14 protein-coding genes are annotated in these 26,601 nt (G+C 64.0%); 2 read left to right on the top strand and 12 right to left on the bottom strand.

Annotated elements, in window-relative coordinates; all coding sequences use genetic code 11:
* Window positions 1–65: 65 nt before the first annotated feature.
* From ACH4S7_RS33665 to ACH4S7_RS33610, 12 genes are all read right to left on the bottom strand, one after another.
* Entirely contained in the window at window positions 66–1,067 is a 1,002-nt protein-coding gene (locus tag ACH4S7_RS33665) for a beta-ketoacyl-ACP synthase 3 (RefSeq protein ID WP_398525187.1), read from the bottom strand.
* A gap of 131 nt (window positions 1,068–1,198) precedes the next feature.
* Complete coding sequence (locus ACH4S7_RS33660) at window positions 1,199–1,561, bottom strand: nuclear transport factor 2 family protein (RefSeq protein ID WP_398525186.1); 363 nt, start codon at window positions 1,559–1,561, stop codon at window positions 1,199–1,201.
* Between the two features lie 42 nt (window positions 1,562–1,603).
* On the bottom strand, window positions 1,604–2,818 hold the full coding sequence (locus tag ACH4S7_RS33655) for an MFS transporter (RefSeq protein ID WP_398525185.1): 1,215 nt from the start codon (window positions 2,816–2,818) through the stop codon (window positions 1,604–1,606).
* Between the two features lie 83 nt (window positions 2,819–2,901).
* The gene (locus ACH4S7_RS33650; protein ID WP_398525184.1) at window positions 2,902–3,732 is read right to left on the bottom strand and encodes a phytanoyl-CoA dioxygenase family protein; all 831 of its coding nucleotides are present in this window, start codon (window positions 3,730–3,732) and stop codon (window positions 2,902–2,904) included.
* Entirely contained in the window at window positions 3,722–4,795 is a 1,074-nt protein-coding gene (locus ACH4S7_RS33645) for a threonine aldolase family protein (RefSeq protein ID WP_398525183.1), read from the bottom strand. The genes ACH4S7_RS33650 and ACH4S7_RS33645 overlap by 11 nt, the downstream gene beginning before the upstream one ends.
* Window positions 4,796–4,846: 51 nt before the next feature.
* Window positions 4,847–5,647, bottom strand: coding sequence for an enoyl-CoA hydratase/isomerase family protein (locus ACH4S7_RS33640; RefSeq protein ID WP_398525182.1), 801 nt, complete (start codon window positions 5,645–5,647; stop codon window positions 4,847–4,849).
* 15 nt (window positions 5,648–5,662) lie between these two features.
* A complete protein-coding gene (locus tag ACH4S7_RS33635) occupies window positions 5,663–6,406 on the bottom strand; it encodes a thioesterase II family protein (RefSeq protein ID WP_398525181.1) in 744 nt (247 codons plus the stop codon).
* A 139-nt stretch (window positions 6,407–6,545) separates the two neighbouring features.
* The gene (locus tag ACH4S7_RS33630; RefSeq protein WP_398525180.1) at window positions 6,546–6,818 is read right to left on the bottom strand and encodes an acyl carrier protein; all 273 of its coding nucleotides are present in this window, start codon (window positions 6,816–6,818) and stop codon (window positions 6,546–6,548) included.
* 72 nt (window positions 6,819–6,890) lie between these two features.
* Window positions 6,891–7,106 (bottom strand): MbtH family protein, encoded by a 216-nt coding sequence (locus ACH4S7_RS33625; protein ID WP_398525179.1) that lies wholly within the window; start codon window positions 7,104–7,106, stop codon window positions 6,891–6,893.
* 23 nt (window positions 7,107–7,129) lie between these two features.
* Entirely contained in the window at window positions 7,130–13,438 is a 6,309-nt protein-coding gene (locus ACH4S7_RS33620; RefSeq protein WP_398525178.1) for an amino acid adenylation domain-containing protein, read from the bottom strand.
* 247 nt (window positions 13,439–13,685) lie between these two features.
* Window positions 13,686–15,137 carry an aminotransferase class III-fold pyridoxal phosphate-dependent enzyme gene (locus ACH4S7_RS33615; RefSeq protein ID WP_398525177.1) on the bottom strand — a complete coding sequence of 484 codons (1,452 nt, stop codon included), beginning with the start codon at window positions 15,135–15,137 and terminating at the stop codon, window positions 13,686–13,688.
* Window positions 15,137–19,435 (bottom strand): amino acid adenylation domain-containing protein, encoded by a 4,299-nt coding sequence (locus tag ACH4S7_RS33610; protein WP_398525176.1) that lies wholly within the window; start codon window positions 19,433–19,435, stop codon window positions 15,137–15,139. Before ACH4S7_RS33610 ends, ACH4S7_RS33615 begins: the two co-directional genes overlap by 1 nt.
* 334 nt (window positions 19,436–19,769) lie before the next feature.
* On the opposite strand from ACH4S7_RS33610, the gene ACH4S7_RS33605 reads away from it, so the two are divergent.
* Both ACH4S7_RS33605 and ACH4S7_RS33600 read left to right on the top strand, forming a co-directional pair.
* The gene (locus tag ACH4S7_RS33605; protein WP_398525175.1) at window positions 19,770–20,960 is read left to right on the top strand and encodes a PLP-dependent aminotransferase family protein; all 1,191 of its coding nucleotides are present in this window, start codon (window positions 19,770–19,772) and stop codon (window positions 20,958–20,960) included.
* 133 nt (window positions 20,961–21,093) lie between these two features.
* On the top strand, window positions 21,094–26,601 hold a 5,508-nt coding region (locus ACH4S7_RS33600), incomplete at its 3' end, for a type I polyketide synthase (RefSeq protein WP_398525174.1).

Below are 26,601 nucleotides of genomic sequence, written 5' to 3'. Positions count from 1 at the left end.
GTCGTCGGAAAGCATTAAGAGGGTGACGTGCTTGATCCCGGTGGGGGTGTGGTGAGTGCCTGTGGTCACGGCCTGTGCGGTGCGGCGGGCTCGGGCCCAGACACCTCCCGCTGATGGGCGCATCCCTTCCAGTCGACCAGCCCCGAGCCCCAGGTGACACCCGCTCCTACGGCGGTCATGGCGACCCGGGCTCCCGGTACGAGACGGCCGTCCTGTTGGGCTCGGCTGAGTGCCAACGGAATCGACGAGGACGAGGTGTTGCCGACCTGGCCGACGGTCAGCACCACTCGGTCGGACGGCAACTCCAACTCACGCACCACGGCGCGGATGATCCGGGCGTTCGCCTGGTGTGGGACGAACAGATCTATGTCGGCGAGATCGAGACCGCGTGCCGTGCAGACGTCACGTGTTCCCTTGACCATCGACTCGATCGCGTTGACGTAGACCTCGGTCCCGTCCATCCGGATCACGCGGTCCGCCTGATCGACGTACAGGATGTCTCCGAGGGTGCCGTCCGAACCGAGCTGTATCACGGGAGCGCACTTCCTGCGGTGACAAGCCGAGGAGCCGGTCACCACAACGGCTCCTGCGGCATCGCCGAACAGCGGCGCCGTCGTGCGGTCCGTCATGTCCGCGATCCGTGAGACCGCCTCGGCGGCACAGACCAGCACACAGCCATGGCGGCCCGACTCCACCGCGGCGAAGGCATAATCCAAGGCATAGACGAAGCCGGCACACGCCGCGTTGAGATCGACCGCGCCGACGCGTTTGGTCCCCAGGCTCATCGCCAACTGAGAGGCCAGCGAAGGCGACGGTCGGTCGGCCGTGATCGTCGCGGCGACGATGAGATCGACGTCTAAACCACTCCTCCCGGCGTCGTCCAGCGCGGTCGTGCACGCCTCGGCGGCCAGGTCGGACAACTGCTCACCCTCCGACAACCAGCGCCGCTCAGTGATACCGGTCAGCTGGCGTATCCAGTCGGCCCGCATTCCTACTTCCTCGAAGTGGGTGTTGTCGACTGTTCGTTCGGGAAGAGCTGCCCCGACTCCGCTAATAACTGCTCGCATTGACCCCTCACATGATCTGGATGAACAGAACGATAGATACGGCTGATGCGATCGCTATATGTGTGCGAAAACCGGCCGCGGTGGTCTTTCGACCTCGGAGCGGCCGGTGTCACACTCAAGCCGAACGCTGGCTACACCAAGGGAGCGTAGAAAAAGGTCTCTCGACGAGAGAAGAGTCCGTCCGCTCCCACGGTGAAGAAGTCCGCGAAGTCGAGATACACCTGACTCCCGTCCTTTAACTGTCCGGAGAATGAACCGGTGACCGCGATTCGGGGCGACTGAGCCACCACGGAAACAACCTCGTGCCGGCCACGCTCGATGACCCGTTCCCCTCGGTAGAAGGACTCCAGCGATTTTTTCCCCTGCATCGGCTCATAGCCGGGACGCCGATAGATGGCATCTGCGGCAAAGAGGTCCAGGAGCCCTTGGAAATCACCAGCGTCCACCCTGGAGTAGTACTCGTGTACGAGGTTTGACAAATTGATCTCGGTCACCTTTTCACTCTTTTCAGTTCGACAGCGATAAGGGTTCGATAACTAGGCGAACGAGCTTTTATCACCCTTCGCCTGTTCCCGCAGCGGTGACCTCCAGAGAATCAGCAGACAGAGCGGGAAGAGGCAGGCGCACGCCAAAAGGGTCGGCTTGATGCCTACCCACGATGCGATACCGCCGGCGGACAGCGCCGCGAACGGCCGGACTCCCCACTGGAGCCAACTCGCCGATGCGTTGATTCGGCCGATCATTCCCTGGGGGCAGTGAATCATTCGATACGAGTGCTGGCCAATGTTGTATACCAGTAGCGACAACATTCCGGAGAACAGGCCGAAAGTGATGAATATCTGCCCTGTCGTGCCCGAGGGGCCGAGCGCTGCGATGAAATATCCAGGCGCCAGGAGAACCTGACCGAAGATAATCACCGACTCAAGCCCATATTTGTTGATCAAGGGCTTGGCCGCAAGGCTCCCCACGACGGAACCGATCGAGCTCAGACCCATTACCAAGCCGAGGCCGGTAACGGACCAGCCCAAGTCACGCACCGCGTAGAGCAGCCAGATGGAGGTGAATGCCGCGAAGAGGAAATTACCCAGAACATTAGACAGGGTGATAGGCCGAAGAACGGGGTCAGCGATAAGAAGCCGAAGGCCCGCCATGATGTCACGTAGAAAAGTGGGCTTAGCTTCGTCGAGGCGGCGTGGCTTCCTTGGCTCTCGGTGCCGTATAAAAAGCAAGCTCGCTGCGCTGACCAGGTAGGCGACGCCATCGAGGGCTATGGCTCCTGCCGCCCCCAAACCACCGATCAGGAATCCAGACAGACTGGGGCCTGCGACCATGGCTGCGGTGGATGCCATGCTCGTCTTCGCATTGGCATCTACCAGTTGGTCTTTTCGGAGGAGCGTTGCTGGAAAGCTCAGATATGCATTATGGAAGAAGACGGCGAGAGTGCCGCACAGGAGCGCCACGCCATAGAGATAGAATATCGAGAGCTTTTCGGCCGCTACCGCAAGGGGAACGGAACAGAGTACCGCCCCCCTTGCGATATCGGTCCATAGCATGATGCTCCGCTTGGGATACCGGTCGACCACGACACCAGCGGGAAGTGAGAACAACAGCCACGGCAGGGTGGTGAACGTGGTCAGCAGTGCGACCTCGAACGTGGAGGAGTCCATAGTATGCACTGCGATCAACGGAAGCGCGATGATGGTGACTTCCGCGCCGAACAGACTTAACGACTGGCCTCCCCAGAGCAACATGAAGTCACGGTTTTTCCAGAGAGAGGAGGCGCGAGTCGGAGGCACACTATTCACTTCCCAAAAATCTTTGCGGCAAGGGCGATCTAGTCAGTCTTGGCTGACTCGTTGAAAATCTCGGCGACGCTCTCGCGGTTGACGAAGTACGCGGGGCGGAAGATTGCGCGCTGGAGCGGAGTGAGTCGTGGCTCAAGCTTCTCGTAACCCGCGGGCAGCATGTTCATCCGGAAGTTGACGGCACCAGGTGCATAGCGCACGAAGATCGTACGGCGGTCGTTCGGGCTCACCCAGGGCAGCGTGCCATGGATCAGAGCCTCCGTGAACACCACGGCCGATCCGGCCTTGATGGGGATTTGTCGCAGATACTCGCCGCCTGCTTCCAGGTTCATCACGTCGTCCGGAAGCGGGTAGTTGGCTTTGTGACTGCCGGGCAGGCAGGCGAAACCGCCGTCGCCGGGCTCCACATCGGTCAGAGCATAGGCGATGGTGATCAGACCGTTCCGGATCGTGTCCCCTAATGTGCGGTAGTAGCACATGCTGGCCGGATCGCCGGCGCCCCCATGGAGGACGAATCCCTCGGTGCCAGGGGTCATCACCATGCCCTTCAGGCTGTCATACCGGAATCCGTCACCGATCAGCTCCAGCATGAGCGACACCGCTCGCGGATGTGACACCAGATCACTGAAGACCAGCGGCCAGGAATCCGGCCAGTCGAATGGGTCGTCGAACTCTGTGCGACGATTTTCCGCGCCGAATTTATCTGCCCCCATCGCCAGTGACCTATCGAGTTCCCTGAGGTGCTCTCCGCTAGCCTCGAAGGAGTCGTTCAGCCTTCCCAGCAACACGGGGTCCAGCACATCTTTTATGACGAGATAGCCGTTCACATCGAAGAGGTACTTCTGGCTCTCATCCCACACAGCTTAGCTTTCCTTTCCGAGTCACGTCTAGTTCACATACTGCCGTTCGGAAACTCTCGGCCACGACTCCAGAACTCTCCGGTTGAACCCCTAGGTGAGTCACGAACCGCACCCGGTGCCTGGAGATGGCCATGCCCAGAACGCCGTCCTCACTCATGCGACTGACCACGGCCTCCGCCGATATGGCGAGGGCGGATAGGTCGATGATGACAATATTGCTCTGCACTTCGTCGATGGCGATTCCATCGATATCAGCCTGCTGCACGAGATCGAAGATCCGCCGAGCCAGCGCATGGTCCTCGTCGAGACGGGAGACATTGTTCTCCAACGCATACAGAGCTGCGGCTGCAAGATGCCCGCTCTGATGCATGGCACCGCCATAGGATTTTCGATAATAGCGAGCCTCTTCGATTTCATCGCGAGATCCAGCTAGAATGCTCCCGAAAGGAGCGCCGAGACCCTTTGCGAAACACACCGATAAAGTGTCGCTAATGCCTCCGTACTCATGCGCCGGAGTGCCGGAGGCGATCATTGCATTGAATAGCCTAGCGCCGTCCAGATGAACTCTCATGTTTTTCTTCCGGGAAAATCTCCACACATCCTGGAGCGCAACGAGCGGCACCACTCGACCAGCGCGGTAATTGATAGTGTTCTCTAGGGCTATCATGGTCGTCTGCGAATAGCGCGGATCTCTGCTCTTCGCATCTACCGCGTCCGTGATGTTCTCGGCGGTGAGTACACCGTCCACCGTACGCACGGTATTGAGCGAGACACCCGCGAGATCGGCACTCGGCGCGCTCTCATAGGTATTGAAATGCGAAGCCTCGTCCAGTACCACTTCATCGCCGGGCCGAGTATGGACACGCAGGGCTAGCTGATTACTCATGGTGCCCGTGGGCGTGAAGAGGCTCGCTTCCTTGCCGAAAAGAAACGCGCAGTGTTCTTCCAGCTCGTTGGTAGCAGTGTCCTCCCTGAAATTGTCGTCTCCGACCGCTGCCCTTCCCATGGCTCGCAGCATGCCGGAGGAGGGAACGGTGAGCGTGTCACTTCTCAGATCGATCATGCACTCTCCGCTTCGCATGGCATGCGCTTCCGCGCGCCGTAGAAGTCCATGTCAGTTCCCTTCGAACTCAGCCCACTCACCCCGACTGCGAGCCACTAGCCCGCGCCGCATGTCCATGGTCTGCAAGCCTGCCAGGAATTCTTCGTGTTCTTCTTTCAAGTGTTCTGCAAGGGAGTTGGAGAAGCTCGCATCCAGCGCCCGTTTGGCCGCGCCCACAGCGTGCGGTGACAGGCCGGTGAGTTCCCTGGCCCGGGCCAGTGCGGCGTCCATGAGTCCGTCCCGGTCGACCACAGCCGTAACCAGGCCGAGTTCCAGGGCTCGCTGTGCTCTGATGACGGACTGCTCCAGCAGAATGTCCAGAGCACGGTGGTGACCGACGATGCGTGGCAGGTACCAACTCGCACCGCCGTCCGTCGAGGCCCCGATACGCCCGTAAGCCAGGTTCATCGCCACACGATTGCTGGCGATTCGGTAGTCGCAGGCCAGGGCCAGCGCGAGCCCGGCGCCGGCGACCTGGCCGTCGAGCACAGCGATCACTGGGCAGCGCAGCCTTCGTACACCCAGCACCAGGGCGGCGAGTGCGTCGAGCCTGCTCTCCCAGTCTGCGGCGGGTGTCCCGTCCAGGATCTGCTCCAGCTCCGCGACATCCGCGCCGAGGCAGAACGCCCGCCCGCGGCCGGCGATGACCACCGCCCGGACCGTGGGGGTGCGGCTGATGTCACCGATGGCCGAGTTCAGAGCGTGCAACATCGACGGGCTCAGTGCGTTGCCCTTTGCTGGATCGTTGAGTGTCAGGATGACGACCGCGCCGTCGACGACCCGTTCGACGAGCTCTGCCGAACGCTCTTTCATACCGTGTCCCTCCCCTCAGAACCGTGCCAGATTTCGTATCTCGGCTAAGAATTCATCTATCTGGTCATACAGAAAGAAGTGGCCACCCTCGAAGATCCGGACAGGCGACTGCCCTATGGTCAGGTCGGCCCAGTGGACGAGTTCTCCAGCCGCTACCCGGGGGTCTTCCGCCCCTCCAAGTGCGACGATCGGGACGTCGAGAGGGCCGATCTCACGCCATTCGTACGACTCGACGGCCGCGAAGTCGGCTCGCAGTACGGTGAGTACGAGGTCGAGCAATCCCGATTTCTCCAGCACTTCGACCGGTGTGCCACCCAGCGAGGCGATGTAGGACAGGAACTCCGCGTCCGGCCGGTTGGAGTAGCCCTCACCGTGGACGAGTCTGTGCGGAGCCGGCGAACCCGAGACGATCAACGCCCGAGGTGGCTGCCCTTCTGCCACGAGACAGCGTGTCACTTCGTAGGCGACCAGGGCACCCATGCTGTGCCCGAAGACCAGGCGATCCGTGGTTCCGGACCGTTGCAGCACAGCATGGGTGATACCTCGGGCGAGGTCCGGGATGGAGGTACAGAGCCGCTCCGCCCGGCGCGCGCCGTGCCCCGGCAGGGTGACCGGGACCACCGTGGCAGCGGTGCCCAGTCTCCGTTGCCACCCTCGATAGGCGGCAGGACCCGACCCGGCGTGTGGCAGACAGATGAGGTCAGGGCCCGAACAGCGAAGCGAGGACGTCTTCGCTAGCCACCGCTCAGCCGTCGTCACAGCACACCGGACCTTTTTGAGCGGACCGCCCGCGGGGCGAGGGAGAAGGGCAAGGAGAGTAAAAGGAGAGGTGATGAGCGATACGGTGGGTGGTGAAGCCGAGTGGCTTCACCACCCACCATCTCTCTGTCGATCCCACTCATGGGTTATGCACGATGGAGTGGTGCTGAGCTGTCGCTTTGAGGATCATTTCCGCGACCTCATCCACTGTCGCGTACGGATTGATCTCGGACGGTTTGATTTCTACCTGGAAGGACTTGCGAACCGCCACACTCAGATCGGCAATGCTCAGCGAGTCTAGACCGAGCTCCTCCAGACCTCGGTCGAGCTCAACGGGGCCCTCCAATGTATCCAGATGGAGCAGCCACTCGCGGAGGAATTCGACAATGGTGTTCTTGTTTGGGCTTTCCATGGTGGTCCGTTCCTTCGCCCGCCCGAGCGAATAGGGTTGATGTGGTCACACAGGGGCCGGTGCCGGCCACAGTCAGCTCGGCTGTTCTGCCATAGACCTGATCAGGCTGGCCGGCCGCAGGTCGGTCCAGTGCTCCTCGACGTAGTCCAGGCAGCTCCGCCGATCGGCCTCGCCGTGCACCACGTCCCAGCCGACCGGAACGTCGGCGAAGGACGGCCAGATCGAGTGCTGGTTCTCATGGTTGACCAGGACGAGAAAAGTACTGTGGGGGTCATCGAAAGGGTTCATGACGAGAAAACGCTCCGATTCTGTCAACTGGCTTCAGGGGGCGTGGCGGACAGGTCTTCGAGAGCCTGCGCCAGAGTTTCCACCGTGGGGGACTGGAAGATGATCGCTACCGACAGTTCGACATCCAGTCGACTGCTCAGCCTGTTGACGACCTTCGAAGCGAGCAGGGAATGCCCGCCGAGCACGAAGAAGTTGTCCGTTGGCTCGACCTCGGGGACACCCAGGACCTCGCACCACAGCTCACCGACCAGAGCCAGCATTCCGGTGCCGGCGACCTGAACGGCGATCGCACCGAAATCCGGTTCGGGAAGTGCGGCCCGATCGAGCTTCCCATTGGGGTTCATCGGCAGGGCGTCCAGGCTGATGACGACTGCCGGGACCATGTAGGACGGAAGCGTCCGGGCGGTGAACTCACGCAGCGCGGCCGTCGACGGCCGAGTGTCTCCGGTCGGCACGACGTAGGACACCAGCCGGTCCATCTCCTCGGCGTCGGAATGGATCACCACGGCGGCCTGTGCCACGTCGGGGTGGGCGGCGACCGTGGCCTCGACCTCACCCAGTTCGACGCGGAAGCCCCGGATCTTCACCTGGTGATCAGAACGGCCAGCGAACTCCAGACTGCCATCGGCCCGCCAGCGTGCCAGGTCGCCGGTCCGGTACATCCGCTCGCCGGGCGTGCCGTAGGGATGGGCCACGAAACGCTCGCTGGTCAGCCCGGGGCGGCCGATGTACCCCCGCCCCAGGCCATCGCCGGACAGGTACACATCGCCTGCGACGCCGACCGGCACGGGTTGGAAGGTCGCGTCGAGGACGAGGACCCAGGTATTGACCCTCGGTTTCCCGATCGGAGGGGCCGATTCTCCTTCGAGCGGGCCGGCCCATGTCGCGATGACGGTGCATTCGGCAGGACCGTAGATGTTGAGCATCCGTCGGCCGGGTGCCCAGTCCCGTACCAGCGAGACGGGGACCGTCTCGCCAGCGGCGGTGAGGGTCAGCTCGGTCGGCAGCCCGTTCTCCGGGAGAACGGCGAGTGCCGACGGAGGAATCGTCAGGTGGGTGACACCGTGTTCTTGGATGGTTGTGCAGAGCGGGTCGCCGAGCAACAGCTTCTCGGTCGGTTCGACGACCAGGCACGCCCCGGAGAGGAGTGACATGCACAGCTCCAGCAGGTACGCGTCGAAGCTGGGTGATCCGAACTGCAGGACTCGGCTGTCGGTCCGCAGGTGGAAGATCTCCGGCAGGCTGGTCAGGAAGCTGCTGATGCCAGCATGGGTGAGTGCGGTTCCCTTCGGCCGTCCGGTCGAGCCGGACGTGAAGATTGCACATGCCGTTGACTGCAGATGAAGTGTCGCCGTGCGTTCGTGATCCGCGATATTCATGTCCGGCGTGCTGGTGAGCTCCTCGGCGATCTCCGGCGAGTCCAGCTCGACGACCGATATTTCCCCATCCTCCCGCCGGTACCACCCGCGCTGCGCCACCACGGCCCGTGGGTGGGCGTCGGCGAACATGGCGTCGATCCGTTGTGCCGGGTAGTCGATGTCCACGGGAATGTAGGCGGCACCGGACTTCACCACCGCCAGTGTGGCGATCACGAGGTCGATCGAGCGGGGCAGTGCGATCGCCACGAGGTCCTCCGGACCGATTCCGCGACGGATCAGCGCCCGCGCGAGCCGGTTGACCCTGCAGTTCAGCTCGGCGTAGGTGAGGCTGCCGCTTGTACCCACGAGCGCGGGCGCGTCCGGGCGGCTGTGGACCTGCGCTTCGAAGATCTGGGGGATGGTACGGCGCGTTACGTCGACCTCGTTCTTACCCCAGGTGCTGAGAACGGTCGAGCGCTCGTCGGCAGCGACGATGTCGAACTGACTGAGACGCCGGTCCGGATCGTCGACGGCGGCTTGGAGTACCGCGACGAAGCGCTGTACCAGATGCAGGACGGTCGAACGGTCGTAGATGTCCGTCGAGTACTCGACGAAGCCCTCAATGCCGGCCGGCTGCTCCGTGTCGCTTTCCCGGAGGCTGAACACGAGGTCGAACTTGGCGAAGCCGATGGGGATCTCCTCACCGTCCGCCTCGATGCCACCGAGATTGAGTCCCAGGTCGGACCGGGGGGTGTTGCGCAGTAGCAACAGCGTCTGGAAGAGGGGGTGGCGGGCGAGGGAGCGCGACGGGTTGATCGTCTCGACAATGCGGTCGAAGGGCACGTCCTGGTGGGCGAACGCCTCCAGGTCCGTGGCTCGGACGCGGCCGAGGAGTTCGGTGAAGGAGGGATCGGACGACGCGTCGACGCGCAGGACGAGCGTATTGATGAAGAAGCCGACGAGGTCGTCCCAGTCGTCGTTGGTGCGGCCCGCGACTCCGGTCCCCAGAGGGATGTCGTTGCCCGCGCCGAGTCGGGTGAAGAGGGTCACCAGGGCCGCGTGGAGGACCATGTACAGCGTGGCGCCGTTCCGAGAGGCCAGCGTGCGTAGCTGCGCGTGCAGCGGCGCCGTGATGGCTACCGGGATGGTGTCGCCCTCGTACGAGGCGAGAGCCCTGCGGGGGCGGTCGGTGGGGAGCCGGAGCTCCTCCGGAAGGCTGGCCAACTGATCGGCCCAGTAAGCCGTCTGCCGCGCCATCTCGGCGGCGAACTCGCCGTGCCCTTCGAGGCTGAGGGTCTGCCACACCGCGTAGTCCGCGTACTGGAGAGGAAGCGGGGACCAAGCCGGAGGGTTCCCTGCCTTTCGGGCGGCGTAGGCGAGTTCGAGATCGCGGCCGAACGGAGCGAAGGACCATCCGTCACCGGCGATGTGGTGAATGATCACGAGGAGCACATGGTGCTGATCGGTCACCCGGAACAGGTGCGAGCGTAGGGGAATGTCCTTGACGATGTCGAAGGGACGGCGTGACAGCTCCTTGAGGGTCTCCTCGAGAGCGTCGTCTGCGATGTCCGTCACCGGCAGGCCGTGCCACACGTCCGGGCGTTCGAGAATGACCTGGCGCGCGCCCGTCGCGGTCTCGGGGAAGATGGTGCGCAGCACTTCGTGCCGGTCCAACACATCGGCGATGGCCTCGCCCAGGGCGGCTGTGTCCAGGGCGCCCCGTATGTCGACCACGAGGGGGATGTTGTAGACGGAGGGCGGCACATCGGACTGGTTGAGGAACCAGAGTCGGCGTTGGGGAAGCGACAATGGGATGGCCTCGGGGCGTTCCAGCGTGCGTGGGCGGGGAGTGTTCCCTGTCGAGTTCTCCACCAGCGCGGCCAACTGTTCGGCAGTGGGTTGCTCGAAGACGTCCTTGACGGAGAGGGCAGTGTGGTAAGCCGCGCGGATCCTTGTCATCAGCTTGATGGCGAGGAGCGAGTTGCCACCCCGCTCGAAGAAGTCGTCGGTGGCTGCCAGGTCCGAAGTCCCCAGGAGTTCGGACATGAAGGTGGCGATGGCCCGCTCGTGGGCAGTGACGGGTGGCCGGCCGGAGCCGAGGGGTGTTTGCCGGGTCGCCGGCAGGGCGGCCCGGTCCACTTTTCCGTTCGGCGTCTTCGGTAGAGCGCTCAGCACGCTGAACGAGGCCGGAACCATGAAGGAGGGGAGGAGGCGGGCGACGTAGGACCGGAGGTCGCTGAGGTCGATGTCGCCGTTGGGAGCCGGTACCACGTATGCGGCCAGCAGTCGCTCACCGGTGGGGGAGTCGCTCAGGAGTACGTAGGACTCCGCTACCGCTGGGTGTCCCGCGATGGCGGCCTGTACCTCCCCCATCTCCACACGGTAGCCCCGGAGCTTGACCTGGTGATCCGATCGGCCGACGAACTCCACATAGCCGGCGGGCGTCCACTTCACCAGGTCGCCGGTGCGGTACATCCGTGCCCCGGACTCTCCGAACGGGTTGGCGACGAAACGCTCCGAGGTGAGTTCGGGCCGCCCCAGATAGCCACGTGCCTGGCAGCCGCCACCTATGTACAGCTCGCCCACGACCCCGACGGGAACGGGTCGCAATCCGAAGTCCAGGACGTACAGCTGGGCGTCGCCGAACGGTCTGCCGATCGGTACGGGGCCGGACGGAATCTCCTGCTGTGCCGGCATACGGTAGTCCACACAGCCGCAGGTGCACTCGGACGGCCCGTAGTGGTTGATGATCGTGACGTCCTCGTGGCTCTTGCGCCAGGTGTTGAGGACCTCGCCGACGATCGGTTCTCCCGCGACGATGAATTCGTCGTCTGGCGAGCACAGGTCGGGGAGTGTGTCGAGCAGCGCCAGGTGTGTCGGGGTTGCCTTGAGGAAGGCGTATCCGTCCCGTTGCCGGTCGCTCTCCGCGAACTCCTCCACACTGGACACAATGAGGTGCCCGCCGGCGGCCAGCGCGCCGAAGAGCGCGGTCAGTGTGATGTCGAAGGAGATGGAGGAGTAGAGCAACACTCCACCGGAGAGGCTCGGATAGGCGCCGACGGCCCGAGACACGTAGTTCAGTGTGGAGCTGTGCTGGACCGCCACGCCTTTGGGGCGTCCGGTGGAACCCGAGGTGTATATGACGTAGGCGAGATTGCTCGCGGAGAGCGGGCCCGACCGGTCCGCGGTCCCGAGGTCGCGGTCGTCCATGGCCCGCGCCTGTCGGACGGTCTCGGGCGAGTCGACGGTCAGGAGCCGGGCGCCGGTGTCGGCGGGGAGCCCCCACTGCCCGGCCTCGGAGGTCACGATGCAGGTGACGCCCGAGTCGTCCACGATGTGCGCGATACGGGCGGGCGGGTAGTCGAGATCGATGGGCAGATAGGCGGCACCCGCCTTGAGGATCGCAAGGATGGCCACGATCATGTCGACGGAACGGGGCACCGCGATGCCCACCACGTCGTCGACCCGCACCCCGGAGGCGACCAGAACGCGCGCGTATCGGTTCGCTTCGGTGTTGAGCTGCTCGTACGTCAGCTCGGTGGCACCGGCGAGGACGGCGGGAGCATGTGGGGTGCGCGCCACCTGTTCCTCGATCAGGTCGAGCACCGTCTCCGGGCGAGCTGAGAGGAAGGACGAGTTCCATTCGGATTCCAGTACTTGCGCGCGTTCCGCGGCGTCGGTGACCTGGATCTGCGACAGGGCGATATCGCCGGACTCCGCCTCGGCCAGTTGGGTCAGGACCTGGAGGAATCGTCGGTGGTGAGCGGCGACCTCGGCGGCACCGTACCGCGCGGGGTTGGCCTCGAACTCGACCCGTAGGCCGGACCCGCCCGCATTGCTGTAGACGTAGACGCCGAGGTCGTTGACGGCACCTAAGGAAAGGGTCCGCAACATCGCGTGGTGATTGCCGATCGGCAGCGCGTAGTCGAACGGAATGATGTTGAGGTGCCAGCCGAACTGGCCGTCGGTGCCGCGCACCCCCAGGTCCCGCAAGATGTCCTCGCCCCGATAGCGCTGTGCGCCCAGCGCGTTCAGCATCTTCTCCGCGCTGGAGCGGGCCAGTTCGGCGAGGGTCGTCCAGGAGGACAGCTCCAGCCTCAGCGGAACGACGTTGGACGTGTGGATGGGCGTGGACCGCATCTCGCGCCCGGTCCGTCCGGTGACGGTCAGGCCCATGGAGACATCGGAGGTGGCCATGGTCTTGGACAGGTACAGGCCGAGCGCCGTGGCTATCAGTGCTGGCCAGCGCACCCCTTCGGCGGTGGCCAGCTCTGACAGTCGGTCGAAGGTCGAAGCGGAGATCTCACCGGAGACGCGAAGCGCTTGGCCGTCCGCCCTGGCGTTGCTCAGCGAAGGGGTGACGATGTCCGGCTGGTTCGAGCATTCATCCAGCCAGTATTTGCGGTCGTGGCGATAATCGGCCGAATTTCGGTACTCTATATCCTCGGTAATGAAATCTGAAAGTGAGCCGAATGTAGTGGGTTTCGGTTCGCTGCCTGATGCTATGGCTGAATATATTTCGGTGACGCGCTGGCCGAGCAGGAAGACGCCATACCCGTCCATGATCAAATGGTGAACTCGCAGGTACCAGAAATACCGCTCGCCAGTCAGGCCAAGGAGAGCCTGCCGGAAGAGTGGTCCGATCTCCAGATCCACCGGACTCGACAGGTCCTTCTTCATCCACTGCTGGGCATCGCCCTCTGAGTCTGGAGAGTCGTGTAAGTCAACGAAACCGAGGGGATGCGTCTGTCCGGACTCGAAGACCTGGCGCGGGCCGCCCTCATCGCTTTCCATGAAGCGGATATGAAGCGCGTCTGCCTCTGCTATCGCCGATTCGACTGCCTGCTGGAACAGCGGTATGTCAAGGCTTCCGGCGATCTCGAAATAGCACCCAACATTCAGCGTTGAGGTGTCCTCGGTGAGCTTATGTGCGAGCCAGATCTCACGTTGCGCGACCGTCAGCGGAAGGATCATGGCAGGGAGCCTAACCCAGTGACATGGATCAAGGGAAGATCGCACCCGACTCGAGCAACACCCCCTGGGCCTGCGGACATGACGAAACGACTCCTCCAGCTCAGTGCCTTGGGTGTATTGCCCGATTTCTACGGTTCATTGGGGCCCGCCTCGAAAATGCGCCTTATTCTGACGCATTTTCGATGCGCTCTACGCATTCGCGAAGAGCGGCATGCGGGAAGGCTCAGGAATCAGGAACTACATCCGGTCAAGAAGCCGAACCCATGTCGGAAAATACTCGGTCGAATCGGGCGATGACATCTTCAATGGTGTGCTCACCCATCGCGGCACTGGTAAACATTCGACCCGTCACCGGAACGACGAGCCCCTCTGCGGCCAACGCCGCGGCGAGGCAGGGAAGCAGAACTCGCCGCCGTGCCATCTGGGTGGTGAAGTCAGGATCATTGAGCTTCAGATGAAAGGCCCCCGTCGTGTGGAGGTGCACGATCGAACCGAAGTTGTACGTCACAAACGGGAGCCCGTGTTTCTTAATGAGACCGGCCAAACCGGACCGCAAGCGATCTCCCATGCGGGCTGCGGCGGCGGGAGCACCCGTGCGCTCCATCTCGCGGAGTGTGTGGTAACCCGCCACCGCGCTGAGTGGCCCTGCCGACAAGGTGCCGGCGACAAATGCCTGGGCCTTGTTTGGGCCCGCGCCGGGGCCGAGGGCCGCCATCACCTCCTTGCTGCCGCCGACCCCTCCGGCTCCCGGATATCCCCCGGAAACACACTTCCCGAAGACCGTGAGATCGGGCCGGACACCGAGTTGCTTCTGAACCCCGCCCAGCCCCAGCCGGAAGGCGGTGACCACCTCGTCGAAGATGAGCAGGGTGCCGAACTCCGTGCACAGATCACGAACGTGCTGGTTGAAGTCCCGTTCCACGGCGTAGGTTCCGCTCTGCGGCCCGAGCGGCTCCACGAGGACCGCTGCCGTGCCACCGTTGCTGGCGTTCGCCATCAGCAAGGCCCGGAGCGCGGCCAAGTCGTCGGGGGGTGTCTCGTGTGTGCTCGCGTGTACCGCTTGCGGAATACCCGCGGCTCCCTGCCGTCCACTACCGGGCAGGCGCAGGCCGTAGGTCAACTGGTCCGACCATCCGTGATAGGCCGAGCCAACCTTGATGATGTGCGCGGCTCCGGTGAACGCACGCGCGGCGCGAACGGCAGCCATGGCAGCCTCCGTGCCGCTACCGACCATCCGAAAGCGCTCCACCCCCGGCACCGCGTCACAGATGAAGCGGGCGAGCTCGATCTCGTGGGGGTGCGCCAGACTGATGGCGGGAGCGCAGTCGGCGAGGAGTTCCATCACCCTCTCCCGCACCACCGGGTCGTTGGCACCCAACACCGAGGCGCCACCGGCCTGGACGAAGTCGATGTACGTGTTCCCATCGACATCGCGGAGTTCACAACCGACGGCCCGGTCGAACTGGAGGGGGTACGGAACCGAGGCCGCCAGCGAGTGCTGCACGCCTCCCGGTATGACAGAGCGGGCTTGCTCGGCCAGTGCTCGGGAGCGCTGGCAGTGGGTGTCGAACCACGACGTGTACTTCGCCACCGCCGCGGGCGACAGCTCGCGCACGGGAGCGTCGAGGAGATCACGCAGTTGGCTGCGGATTACCCTCACGTCGGGCCACTCGAAAACCGTCTCGCTGCCCTCGATCATCATGCTTCCCTTTCCAACTCATCCGGTGCTGCTGCTGTTCTCTGCTCTTCCCGCGACGTCTGCTCGATCCGTCGGAGCCAGGCTCTGAGGGCTGCTTCCCCCGGCCCTTCGACGCGATGAAGCGCAAAGCCTTCCTCTGCTGCGATGTCATTGCGGTCCCGGCCGCCCGCAGCCGCGCTGGCCCGCTTCGCACCCAGCGTCGCGGCCGCGATCTCACCATCGAGACTGGGGTGGCTCATGACGTACTGCTGCCAGGCATCGAAGGGGAGCGTGCGCAGCTCATGGCCGAGCTCTCGCGCAAGATCCAGACACTCGGCCAGCGAGACGCGCTGATGGGGGACGAACGCGATCAGTTGCCCGGGGCCTTCAGCACCATGGACCGCACGGACGAAGTCCTCGGCCGCACGGTCTACCGGAATCCAGTCCTCGGTCACTTCGATGTTCGGAGCCGCGCCGATCCGCAGGACCGCCTCGATCGCATGGTGCATGATGTCCTGCGGGTTGTAGCAACCGCTGGCCACCGCACCCGACAGCCGAGGCAGTCGGGAGATGGTGGTGTACATCCCCTTGGCGGACTCCGCCCGCACCAGTTCTTCGGCGAGCAGCTTGCTCTCCGCGTATCCGCCCAATGTCCCATCATGGGCGACGGACATGGTGGACACCAGGTGGAACACTGCTCGCTCACTCAATCGGGCCAGGGCCAGCAGTTCCCGGGTGCCGACCACATTGCTTGAGTGCAGTTGCTCGGTGGTGAGATACGAATTCACTTCGGCGGCCACGTGGTAGATGCTGCCGACAACGGTCCCCAGACGTTCGAACGCCGCCGGCTCAAGTCCGAGGTGGGGCAGACCGAGATCGCCGGCCACGGGCACCACACGGTAGTCCAGGATTTTCTCCGGGAGCTCCAGTCTGCGCAGGTTGCTCAGCAGGCGCTCGCGGGCGTGCGCCGTACTGTCCGCACGCACCAGACAGTAGATCTGCCCCGGATGTTCCTCGACCAGGCGTTCGAGCACGTATGCGCCGAAGAATCCGGTCGCGCCCGTGAGTAGAACGCTACCGCTGTGCAGCGGGAACTCCTCGGTGGCCATCCTCGGGGTGGGTTCGGTCGACGAATGCTGCTCGGTCCGTCCGCTCTCCCGCGAGAGCTCCCTGGCCTGAGCGGATGTGCCGTTCGGATCAAGCTGGACTGCCAGTTCATGAGGGCTGGAGAACTTGAAGACCAGCCGGAGCGGAAGGTCGGGGCGGACCCACTCGCGCAGGAGCCGCACCAACCGGACGGCTGTGAGGGAGGTGCCGCCCCGGTCAAAGAAGTTGTCCTCCGCCCCAAACTCTCTTAGGCCGAGAGTCTCCGCGCATGCCTGCCGGATTCGATCGACCAATCCGGGCGCCAGTTGCGGCGGCCCCTGCCGGGAGAAGGTCTCCGGTTGAGGCAGTGCCGCCCGATCGAGCTTGCCGTTGACGGTCACCGGAATGTCATCCAGGTGAATGACCTGACTGGGGACCAGATAGTCCGGCAGATCGCGGGCTACGGCGGCACGGGCCGCTGCGGCTGCCGGTCCGCTGCCAGTCACATAGGCCAGCAGTCTGGATTCCCCTTGCGCCGAGTCCGCCACGACCACAACGGCCTCGGTGATGTCCGGCAGCCGGAGCAGGGCCGCCTGAATCTCAGCCGGTTCGATGCGATGCCCGCGGATCTTGATCTGGTCATCGACCCGGCCCAAGTACTCCATCTGCCCATCGGATCGCCGCCGCACCCGGTCACCGGTGCGGTACATACGGCTTCCTGGGGCGCCGAGCGGATCGGCAACGAATCGGGCCGAGGACAGTCCCGGCCTGTTGAGATAGGCGCGGGCGAGGCACTCGCCCGCGATGTACAGCTCACCGGGAAAGCCGTCGGGGAGGAGCGTCAGATCGTCATCCAGTACATAGGTCGAGACATTGGACATGGGTCGACCTATGGGTACCGGCCCGTCGGGCAGCGGTGCTCCCGCCCGGAGACGGAAGTCCATGCAGCCGATCGTGGCTTCCGTCGGCCCGAAGTGATTGATGACATCAACCGTTGGATGCCGTTCGCGCCAACGGTCGAGAGGCCGGGCCATCAGCGCCTCCCCACCGAAGAGCAGTTCATGGCGCGGTGCTTGTTCGGCAGGGAGTAGTTCTAGGAGGCCGAGATGGCTCGGGGTCACTTTCAGGAAGCTCGGGGCGGGTCGGTGCGCGGCGGCCAGTTCGTCGCCGTCCAGAAAGGCGACGGTGACGGTACCGCCGCAGGACAGAGTGCCGTAGAGAGACGTTCCGGTGAAGTCGAAGGCGAACGACGAGTGCAGTACGGTGTCGCCGGTGAGGCCGGCGTACTCCTTTCCGATGTGCAGGACGTAGTTGACCAGCGACCTATGGGATACGACGACACCTTTGGGACGTCCGGTGGATCCCGAGGTGTAGATCACATAGGCGGCGCACTCCTGATGAAGTGCTGATGTCCGATGCTCGTTCGTAAGGGGCTCAGACTCCCTTGCAGCGTCGGAGCGCGCATCCAGTTCCCATTCGTCCAGAACGACGGCCGAAGAGGCATGACCTGCCAGGGTTCCAATGCTCTCCGACGTGGTGATGATCATACTCGGAAGGGCATCTTCCAGTATTGTGTTTACCCGTGCAGCCGGATATCTGGGGTCCATCGGTATATAAGCGGCTCCGGACTTCAGAACCGCCAGCATAGCGACGATCATGTCCGGGGAGTGCGGCAGCAGAAGGGCGACGAGTTTCTCGGGTCCGATTCCCCGTGCGATGAGCTGGCGAGCCAGTCGATTGGCCCGTCCGTGCATTTCCGCGTAGGTGATCGGCTCATTGGCGGAAGCTGCCACTGCGTATAGGTCTGGCGTGCTTGCGGCCTGCAGCTCCAGTAGATCGACCAGGGTTCGGCGGTCAAGTGTCTCAACCGGCCCCTTGGAAGTGTCACGTACATATTCGATCTCATCTGCCGCCATGAGGCTCAGAGTCCGCAGCCGTATGGCGGGAGAATGTGCTATCTGAGCAGAGATATTGATGAATCCCTGGCCGATGCGCTCTACTGTCGCGGCGTCGAAGAGCTCTTTCGCATAGTTTACGGTGCACCGTACACCGGCCGGCCTGCCTTCTTCGTCCCGTAGTTCCCGTAGATAGAAGGTCAGGTCGAACCGCGCGCTCTCTGTTGCTGAGGGGAGTTGTTCGATGTCAGCACCAGGCACGCTCAGGTTCAAGTCCAAGGAATTCTGGAAGGCCAGCATGACTTTGAGCGGGTTCGCCAGGTCATCGCGTTCTGGGAACGCCTCACGGACAACATGTTCAAAGGGCACGTCGCTGTGCGGGATGCTGGCAAGCAGGTTCTTCTTAACCCGGCCGACGACCTCGGTGAAAGTGGGGTTCCCTGACATATCGGCACGCACGGTCAAGGTGTTCGTCAGAAGTCCAACGATGCTCTCGAACTCCTCCTTGGCGCGTCCACTCATCACAGTCGCCATGGCAAATTCCGAGCCGCACCCCAGCCTGTAGAGCAGCGCTGACGTAACAGATGTCATCATAATGAAAGGTGTGACAGACAGGGATTTTGCGACATCGGCAAGGCGCTGGTGGACGTCTGGTGGAACGTCGAAGGATATTCGGTGACCTGTGCGGACGGTAGTTCCGTGCGGCGAGCGATCATAAGGAAGAGCCATGTTCACGGACAGCCCTTGGAGTTCCGTACGCCAGAATTCCAGCCCGCGCGAAATCCTGCTCGCAGGATCTTTTATGCTGCCTAGGTGGGCGATCTGCCAGGAGGCGAAATCGCTCTGCTGCCAGGTCGACTTCCACTCTGGTGGTTTTCCCTTGATCCGCCATGAAGCGTAGGCATCGGCCAGTTCACGGAGCAGCAGCCCGAGGGACCACTCATCCACGGCAATGTGGTGGACGGCGAGGAACAGAACATGGTCCTCGGGACCAATGTTGAGTATGCGCGCTCGGAGCGGGGGTTCACGGCGAAGGTTAAATCCCTGTTGGGAGAGGGTGACCAGATGGGATTCGAGTCGCTCTTCCGTCATCTGCGCGATGGTTAAATCGACGGGTGGCTGATCGAGTATCGTTTGGGCGGGCAATCCATCGATATCGGTATAAATGGTCCGCAGGGAGTCATGGCGCCTGGTGACGTCCGCGAGAGCGGAGGCGAAATCACTCGACACAAAGGGTCCTTTGATGCGGAAAGCCGAGGAGACTACATATGTGGCGTCCTCCTCGTGTAGCTCGTTGAGGAACCACATTCTTTGCTGTGCGGCGGACAGAGGTAACAATTGATGACCCCTTCGATAAGCAATAGCGAGATCCAGACGTGTAGTGACCCTGCGGCCTCATGCGCCGCTCTTCCGATGTGTCGTGCCTGCCCCCCATACACAACTCGAATGAATCAGGACAATCGATGGCTTGAAAACTATGGATGGATCGGTTCCGCGTCTCACCCTACCCATAGGAATGCGGCCCAACACTGAGTCGCTCGACCAAGGATTCGCCGGGACTGAGGCTCGCGGAGCCCGCAAGCCACCTTCTTTACGCTCATTGTCCCTTTCTTTCCTTCTTGCCCCTATGTGGCCTCGTGCATAATACACTTTGGTCGTCTACGCTGACGGTATGGTGATCCAAGTCGATTCCCCCACCCTCGCTTCTCGCGTTGCGGATGTCGCCTCGTCCCCCGTGCGCGATATTCTCGCGTTAACGGAGAAGCCTGACATCATTTCTTTCGCGGGAGGTCTGCCGGCCCCGGAGCTCTTCGATGCAGTCGGAATAGAGAAGGCTTATTGCTGCGTTCTCTCTGAATCGGCAAGGCGAGTTCTTCAGTATTCGACCACTGAAGGAGATCCGCAGTTGAGGGAAGCAGTCGCGGAACGTCTCGGACGCCGAGGCTTCCCGACCCGGCCGAGTGATCTGTTGATCACCACGGGATCACAGCAAGCGCTGTCACTGGTTGCGAATTCGGTGCTGGATCCCGGCGATACAGTGCTCGTCGAGGACCCGACGTACTTAGCGGCCCTGCAATGCTTCCGATCTGTAGGAGCTCGAGTGCTCCCCGTTCCCTGTGACGCGGAGGGAGTCGACCCCGATGCGCTGGATGAACTCATCACCCGCACACGGTCGAAATTGCTGTACTTGATTCCCAATTTCCAGAACCCGACCGGTCGCACCCTGTCTTTGGGTCGCCGCGAAGCCATTGCACAGGTGATTGCCCGCAGCAGTGCCTGGCTCGTCGAAGACGACCCGTACGGGGAGTTGCGCTTCGAGGGCAGTCACATTCCCTGGATCTCTTCCCTCGCACCCGTCGCGGATCGGGCCGTCCTGCTCGGCAGCTTCTCCAAGATCATGGCCCCGGGGCTGCGGTTGGGCTGGCTCCGGGCCCCCGAGCCCGTGCGGCGTGCCTGTGTCGTCGCCAAGCAGGCCGCAGACCTGCACACGTCGACCCTTGATCAGGCGGCGGCCGCTCGCTACCTCAAGGACGCGGACCTCGATGCCCACCTCGACCGTACGCGCGGTGCCTACCGTCGTCGCCGCGACGCCCTGCTCGATGGACTCCCTCAGGTGCTGCCTACGGGCAGCACCTGGAGCAATCCCCTCGGTGGCATGTTCATCTGGGTCCGGCTGCCCGACGGATACGACGCGACCACGGCTCTGCGCAATGCCGTTGCGAACCGTGTGGCCTTCGTTCCCGGCGCGCCGTTCTTCGCGGGGACGCCGGACCAGGCCACCCTCCGACTGTCATTCACGCTCCATGCCGTGGAGGAGATCACGACGGGGCTCGGCCGGCTGGGTGCCGCCTTCACTCGTTGACGATCACGTTTGAGGACACTCATGCCGTGCAGCGAAGTGCCGCCCCTGGGCTCGTGCGATTCCCAGGGCTGTACGCAGATCAAGTCGGGAGGCGATCTTGACCGGTAATCGTATCTTCACCAGTTCTGCCGCAATGTCACACGAGCAGCCCCAGGGGACACTCATCGGGACAGAGATAGCCGTGGTCGGCATGTCCTGCAGATTCCCCATGGCTGATGACACCCAGTCCTTCTGGAATCTGCTGGAATCCAAGACGGTCGCGTTCGGTCAGGTCCCCGAACATCGCTGGGACGCCCGTTTCCTGGGTTCACTGACCAGGGCCGAGAGGTCCGCAGTCGAGCGGGGCGCCTTCCTCTCGGATGTATCCGGCTTCGATGCGGCATTCTTCGGTATATCACCGGCCGAAGCAGCCATGATGGACCCCCAGCAGCGGATGCTACTGGAACTCTGCTGGGAAGCCCTTGAGGACGCGGGTATCCCCGATCGGGTGGTGGCCGGCACGCGCACCGGTGTCTTCGTCGGAGTGGGAAACGACGACTACACGACTCTCGTTCGTGAGAGCGGGCCGGGTGGCATCACACCGCACACGTTCACCGGGTCACAGCGAAGCGCCATCGCTAACCGGGTGTCGTACTTCCTCGGCATGCGGGGGCCCAGCCTGGTCGTGGACGCTGGTCAGGCGTCCTCTCTGGTAGCGGTGCACCTGGCGGCGGAGAGCCTGTTGTCAGGGAGATCCGACCTCGCGCTCGCCGGCGGCATCACCGTACGGCTGACGCCGCACCACTCCCTGGCCGCCTATCGATTCGGGGCTCTCTCCCCCGATGGTCACAGCCATGTGTTTGACGCACGTGCCAATGGTTTCGCCCAAGGAGAGGGCGGCGGCACCATCGTCCTCAAGCGGCTTCGGGACGCGCTGGCCGACGGAGACGACATCTACTGCGTGATCCGTGGCAGCGCGGTCAACAACGACGGTGGCGGCAGCCAGTTCGGCACTCCGACGACCGAGGCCCAAGCTGCGGTGATCCGAGCTGCGCAGGAGCGCGCCGGGATCAGCCCCGCGAGCATCGGTTACGTCGAGCTCCATGGCACTGGCACACGGGTCGGGGACCCTGTGGAGGCGCTGGCACTCGGCTCGGTAATCGGTGCCGCACGACGGGAGAGCGGACCCCTGCCGGTGGGGTCGGTGAAGTCCAGCATCGGCCATCTGGAGGCCGCAGCCGGGATCGCCGGTTTCATCAAGACCGCTCTGTGCGTTCGACGCGGCATGCTGGTGCCGACCGCCGGATTCCGTCAGCCGAATCCGGAGATCGACTTCACCGTTCTCAACCTGGCAGTACAGACCTCGGCCGAACACATCCCGCTCTCCACCGTTGAGGGGATGGGGTTCGGTGTCAGTTCGTTCGGGCTCGGCGGTACCAACTGCCATGTGGTGCTGACAGCCGCCCCGGTCCGCGAGGCCCGGCCGGCGCAGCACATGGACGACCAGCCCGACACGTCCGTGCCGCTGGTCCTCTCTGCGGCGCATCCGGCTGCGCTGAGGGAACAGGCAGCCCTGCTCTCCACCGCCCTGCGCGGAGATGGACCGTCCGCATCGGGCCGCAATGCCCGAGCGGAGGGGCCGGCCAGCGCTGTGGATGTTAGCTCAGCCCTGCTCTCGCGTCGATCAGCGTTGCCATACCGTGCCGTGGTCTTCGGTGCGACCCGTTCCGATGTGTCGGGGGCGCTGGAGGGGCTGGACGCGCTGGCGGCAGGTGATCCGTCGTCGATGGTGGTGACTGGGCAGGCGAGCGTTTCTCCGACCAGTCCGGTCTTCGTCTTCCCGGGGCAGGGGGCTCAGTGGCCGGGGATGGGCGCACAACTGCTGGACACCTCACCCGTCTTCCACCAAGCGGTCCAAGACTGTGCCGATGCCCTCGCCCCCCACATCGATTGGAACCTCGAACACGCCCTACGCGACACCAACCCCGAATCCCTCCAACGCGTCGACATCGTCCAACCCGCCCTCTGGGCCATGATGATCGCCCTCACCCGCTGCTGGGAACACCTCGGCATCACGCCCACCGCCGTCATCGGCCACTCCCAAGGCGAAATCGCCGCCGCCCACATAGCCGGAATCCTCACCCTCGAAGACTCCGCCCGCATCATCGCCCTCCGCTCCCAACTCATCCACCACCACCTCGTCGGCCACGGAACGATGGCCATCGTCAACCTCCCCGCCCAGATCCTCACCACACAACACCTCTCCCGCCACCCCGACATCCACATTGCCGCCCACAACAGCCCCCAACACACCGTCCTCGCCGGAGACCACCACCAACTCCAGACGCTCGTCACTCACCTCCACACCCGCGGCATAAAGACCCGCCATATCCCCGTCGACTACCCCTCACACACCCATCACACTGAAGCCCTCCACTACGACCTCATCGACGCGCTCGCTCCCATCACCCCCCATCCCGGCCACATCCCCTTCCACTCCACCCTCACCACCCACACCCACGACGGCACCCATCTCACCCCCACCTACTGGTACAACAACCTCCGCAACCCAGTCCAATTCGATCAAACCATCACGAACCTAAGTAGCCAGGGACACCACACCTACCTCGAACCCAGCCCCCACCCCACCCTCACCACAGCCATCCACCACACCAACCCCAAAGCCACCACCATCCCCACCCTCACCCGCCACCATCACACCCCGCACCCCCTCCACACCGCCCACGCCACCGCCTGGACCCACGGCCAACCCACCACCTGGCCCCACCCCCACACCACCACCCACACCCCCCTCCCCACCTACCCCTTCCAACACAAACACCACTGGTACGACCAACCCAACGGAGCGGACGCCGAGGTGGTGGACGACGCCTCGGTGCTGGGCGTCAGGCTCCGCGAGGCGGGTGCCCAGGAACTGTCGAACATCCTGCTGGACATGGTGTGCCGACACACGGCGGTCGCCCTCGGCGGTGGCGAGGATCCGCCCGATGTGGAGGCCCGTGCGAGTTTCCGCTCCCAGGGCATGACCTCGGCAAGCGGAGTGACTCTCAGTCTGCGGCTCGCCGAGGCGACGGGCATTTCGATCCCGCCCACCGCGATCTTCGACCACCCCACCCCCCAGGACCTGGCCGACCATCTCGAACAGCAGGTCCAGGGGACGGACGCCGACACCGCTTCCGTCAGCGCGCAGACCGCCGCGCCACACCCTCACCGCGTCGCTCCCACCCTCGACAATGACGCGGCCACCGCCGAGGCAACTGCGGATCCCGTCGTGATCGTCGCGATGGCCTGCCGTTTTCCCGGCGGCATCACCACGCCCGAGGCCCTGTGGGACTTCGTCGCCGACGAGCGGGACGCCATCGGCGAATTCCCCATCAACCGCGGCTGGGATGTCAAGCGGCTCTTCGCCGACGACGGCGGCCCTGGTACTTCCACAACGCGCCACGGCAGTTTCCTCCATGACATGGCCGATTTCGATGCCTCGTTCTTCGGCATATCCTCGCGCGAAGCCCTCGCCATGGACCCTCAGCAACGCCTCCTGCTGGAAACCTCCTACGAAGCCATCGAGCGGGCGGGCATCAACCCCGACACCCTGCGGAATTCATCCACGGGCGTGTTCACGGGAGTCATGGCGCAGGAGTATGGCCCCCGTCTGCACGAGCCGTCGCAGCGGACCGACGGTCATCTCCTGACCGGTAGTTCGGCAAGCGTCGCGTCGGGCCGGATCGCCTACGCGATGGGACTTGAGGGGCCCGCCCTCAGCATCGACACCGCCTGTTCGTCGTCGCTGGTAGCACTGCATTTGGCGGCCGATTCGCTGCGCAAGGGCGAGTGCACATTGGCCCTGGCGGGAGGAGCCACGGTGATGTCGTCCCCGGGCATCTTTGTGGAGTTCAGCCGCCAGCGTGGCCTGTCCGCGGACGGTCGCTGCAAGGCGTTCGCCGCCGCCGCCGACGGCACCGGCTGGGGTGAGGGCGTCGGTGTCGTACTGCTGGAACGGCTCTCCGACGCGCGACGCAACGGGCATCCCGTGCTCGCCGTGCTGCGGGGCTCCGCCGTCAACCAGGACGGCGCCAGCAATGGTCTCACCGCACCGCACGGCCCCTCCCAGCAACGCCTGATCCGTCAAGCCCTTGCTAACGCCGGTCTCGCTCCCCACGACATCGACATCGTGGAAGCCCATGGCACCGGTACCCGCCTCGGCGACCCCATCGAGGCCCAAGCCCTCATCGCCACCTACGGCCAGGACCGCGACGCGCCCCTGTGGCTGGGCTCCGTCAAGTCCAACCTCGGACACACACAGGCCGCCGCCGGGGTCGCCGGTGTCATCAAGATGGTGATGGCCATGCGGCACGGCGTCCTCCCTCGTACCCTCCATATCGACCAACCCACCGAGGGTGTCGACTGGAGCACGGGCCAGGTCCGGCTACTCACCGAGAGACAGCCCTGGCCCAGTGTCGGCGCACCGCGCCGGGCTGCCGTCTCGTCGTTCGGCATCAGCGGCACGAATGCCCACGCCATCCTGGAGCAAGCGCCGACCGAATCCGCCAGACCTGTGGCGGACTACGACACCCCCGCCCAGGACGTGCCGTGGTTCCTCTCCGCGCGAACCGAAGCCGCCCTGCGTGCTCAGGCGTCCCGACTGCATGAGTTCGCACTCGCCCATCCGGACACGGCGATAGCGGACATCGGCCGCGCCCTCGCCACCCAACGAGCGGCGTTCTCCCATCGTGCCGCCGTCGTACGAGGCGACCTCACCGAGCGGGCAGCCCTGCTGGCCGGCCTTGCCGCGGGGGAGAGTCCGGAAGGCGTTGTTCGGGCCAAGGCTCCGAGGTCGGTCGAGAAGCCCGTCTTCGTCTTCCCGGGGCAGGGGGCTCAGTGGCCGGGGATGGGCGCACAACTGCTGGACACCTCACCCGTCTTCCACCAAGCGGTCCAAGACTGTGCCGATGCCCTCGCCCCCCACATCGATTGGAACCTCGAACACGCCCTACGCGACACCAACCCCGAATCCCTCCAACGCGTCGACATCGTCCAACCCGCCCTCTGGGCCATGATGATCGCCCTCACCCGCTGCTGGGAACACCTCGGCATCACGCCCACCGCCGTCATCGGCCACTCCCAAGGCGAAATCGCCGCCGCCCACATAGCCGGAATCCTCACCCTCGAAGACTCCGCCCGCATCATCGCCCTCCGCTCCCAACTCATCCACCACCCCGAAACCCTCCACAACGACCTCATCGACGCGCTCGCTCCCATCACCCCCCATCCCGGCCACATCCCCTTCCACTCCACCCTCACCACCCACACCCACGACGGCACCCATCTCACCCCCACCTACTGGTACAACAACCTCCGCAACCCAGTCCAATTCGATCAAACCATCACGAACCTAAGTAGCCAGGGACACCACACCTACCTCGAACCCAGCCCCCACCCCACCCTCACCACAGCCATCCACCACACCAACCCCAAAGCCACCACCATCCCCACCCTCACCCGCCACCATCACACCCCGCACCCCCTCCACACCGCCCACGCCACCGCCTGGACCCACGGCCAACCCACCACCTGGCCCCACCCCCACACCACCACCCACACCCCCCTCCCCACCTACCCCTTACAACACAAACTCCACTGG

The sequence above is a fragment of the Streptomyces sp. NPDC020965 genome, assembly GCF_044333555.1.
Classification (GTDB): domain Bacteria; phylum Actinomycetota; class Actinomycetes; order Streptomycetales; family Streptomycetaceae; genus Streptomyces.
This window is presented reverse-complemented; position numbering and strand designations above follow the sequence as displayed.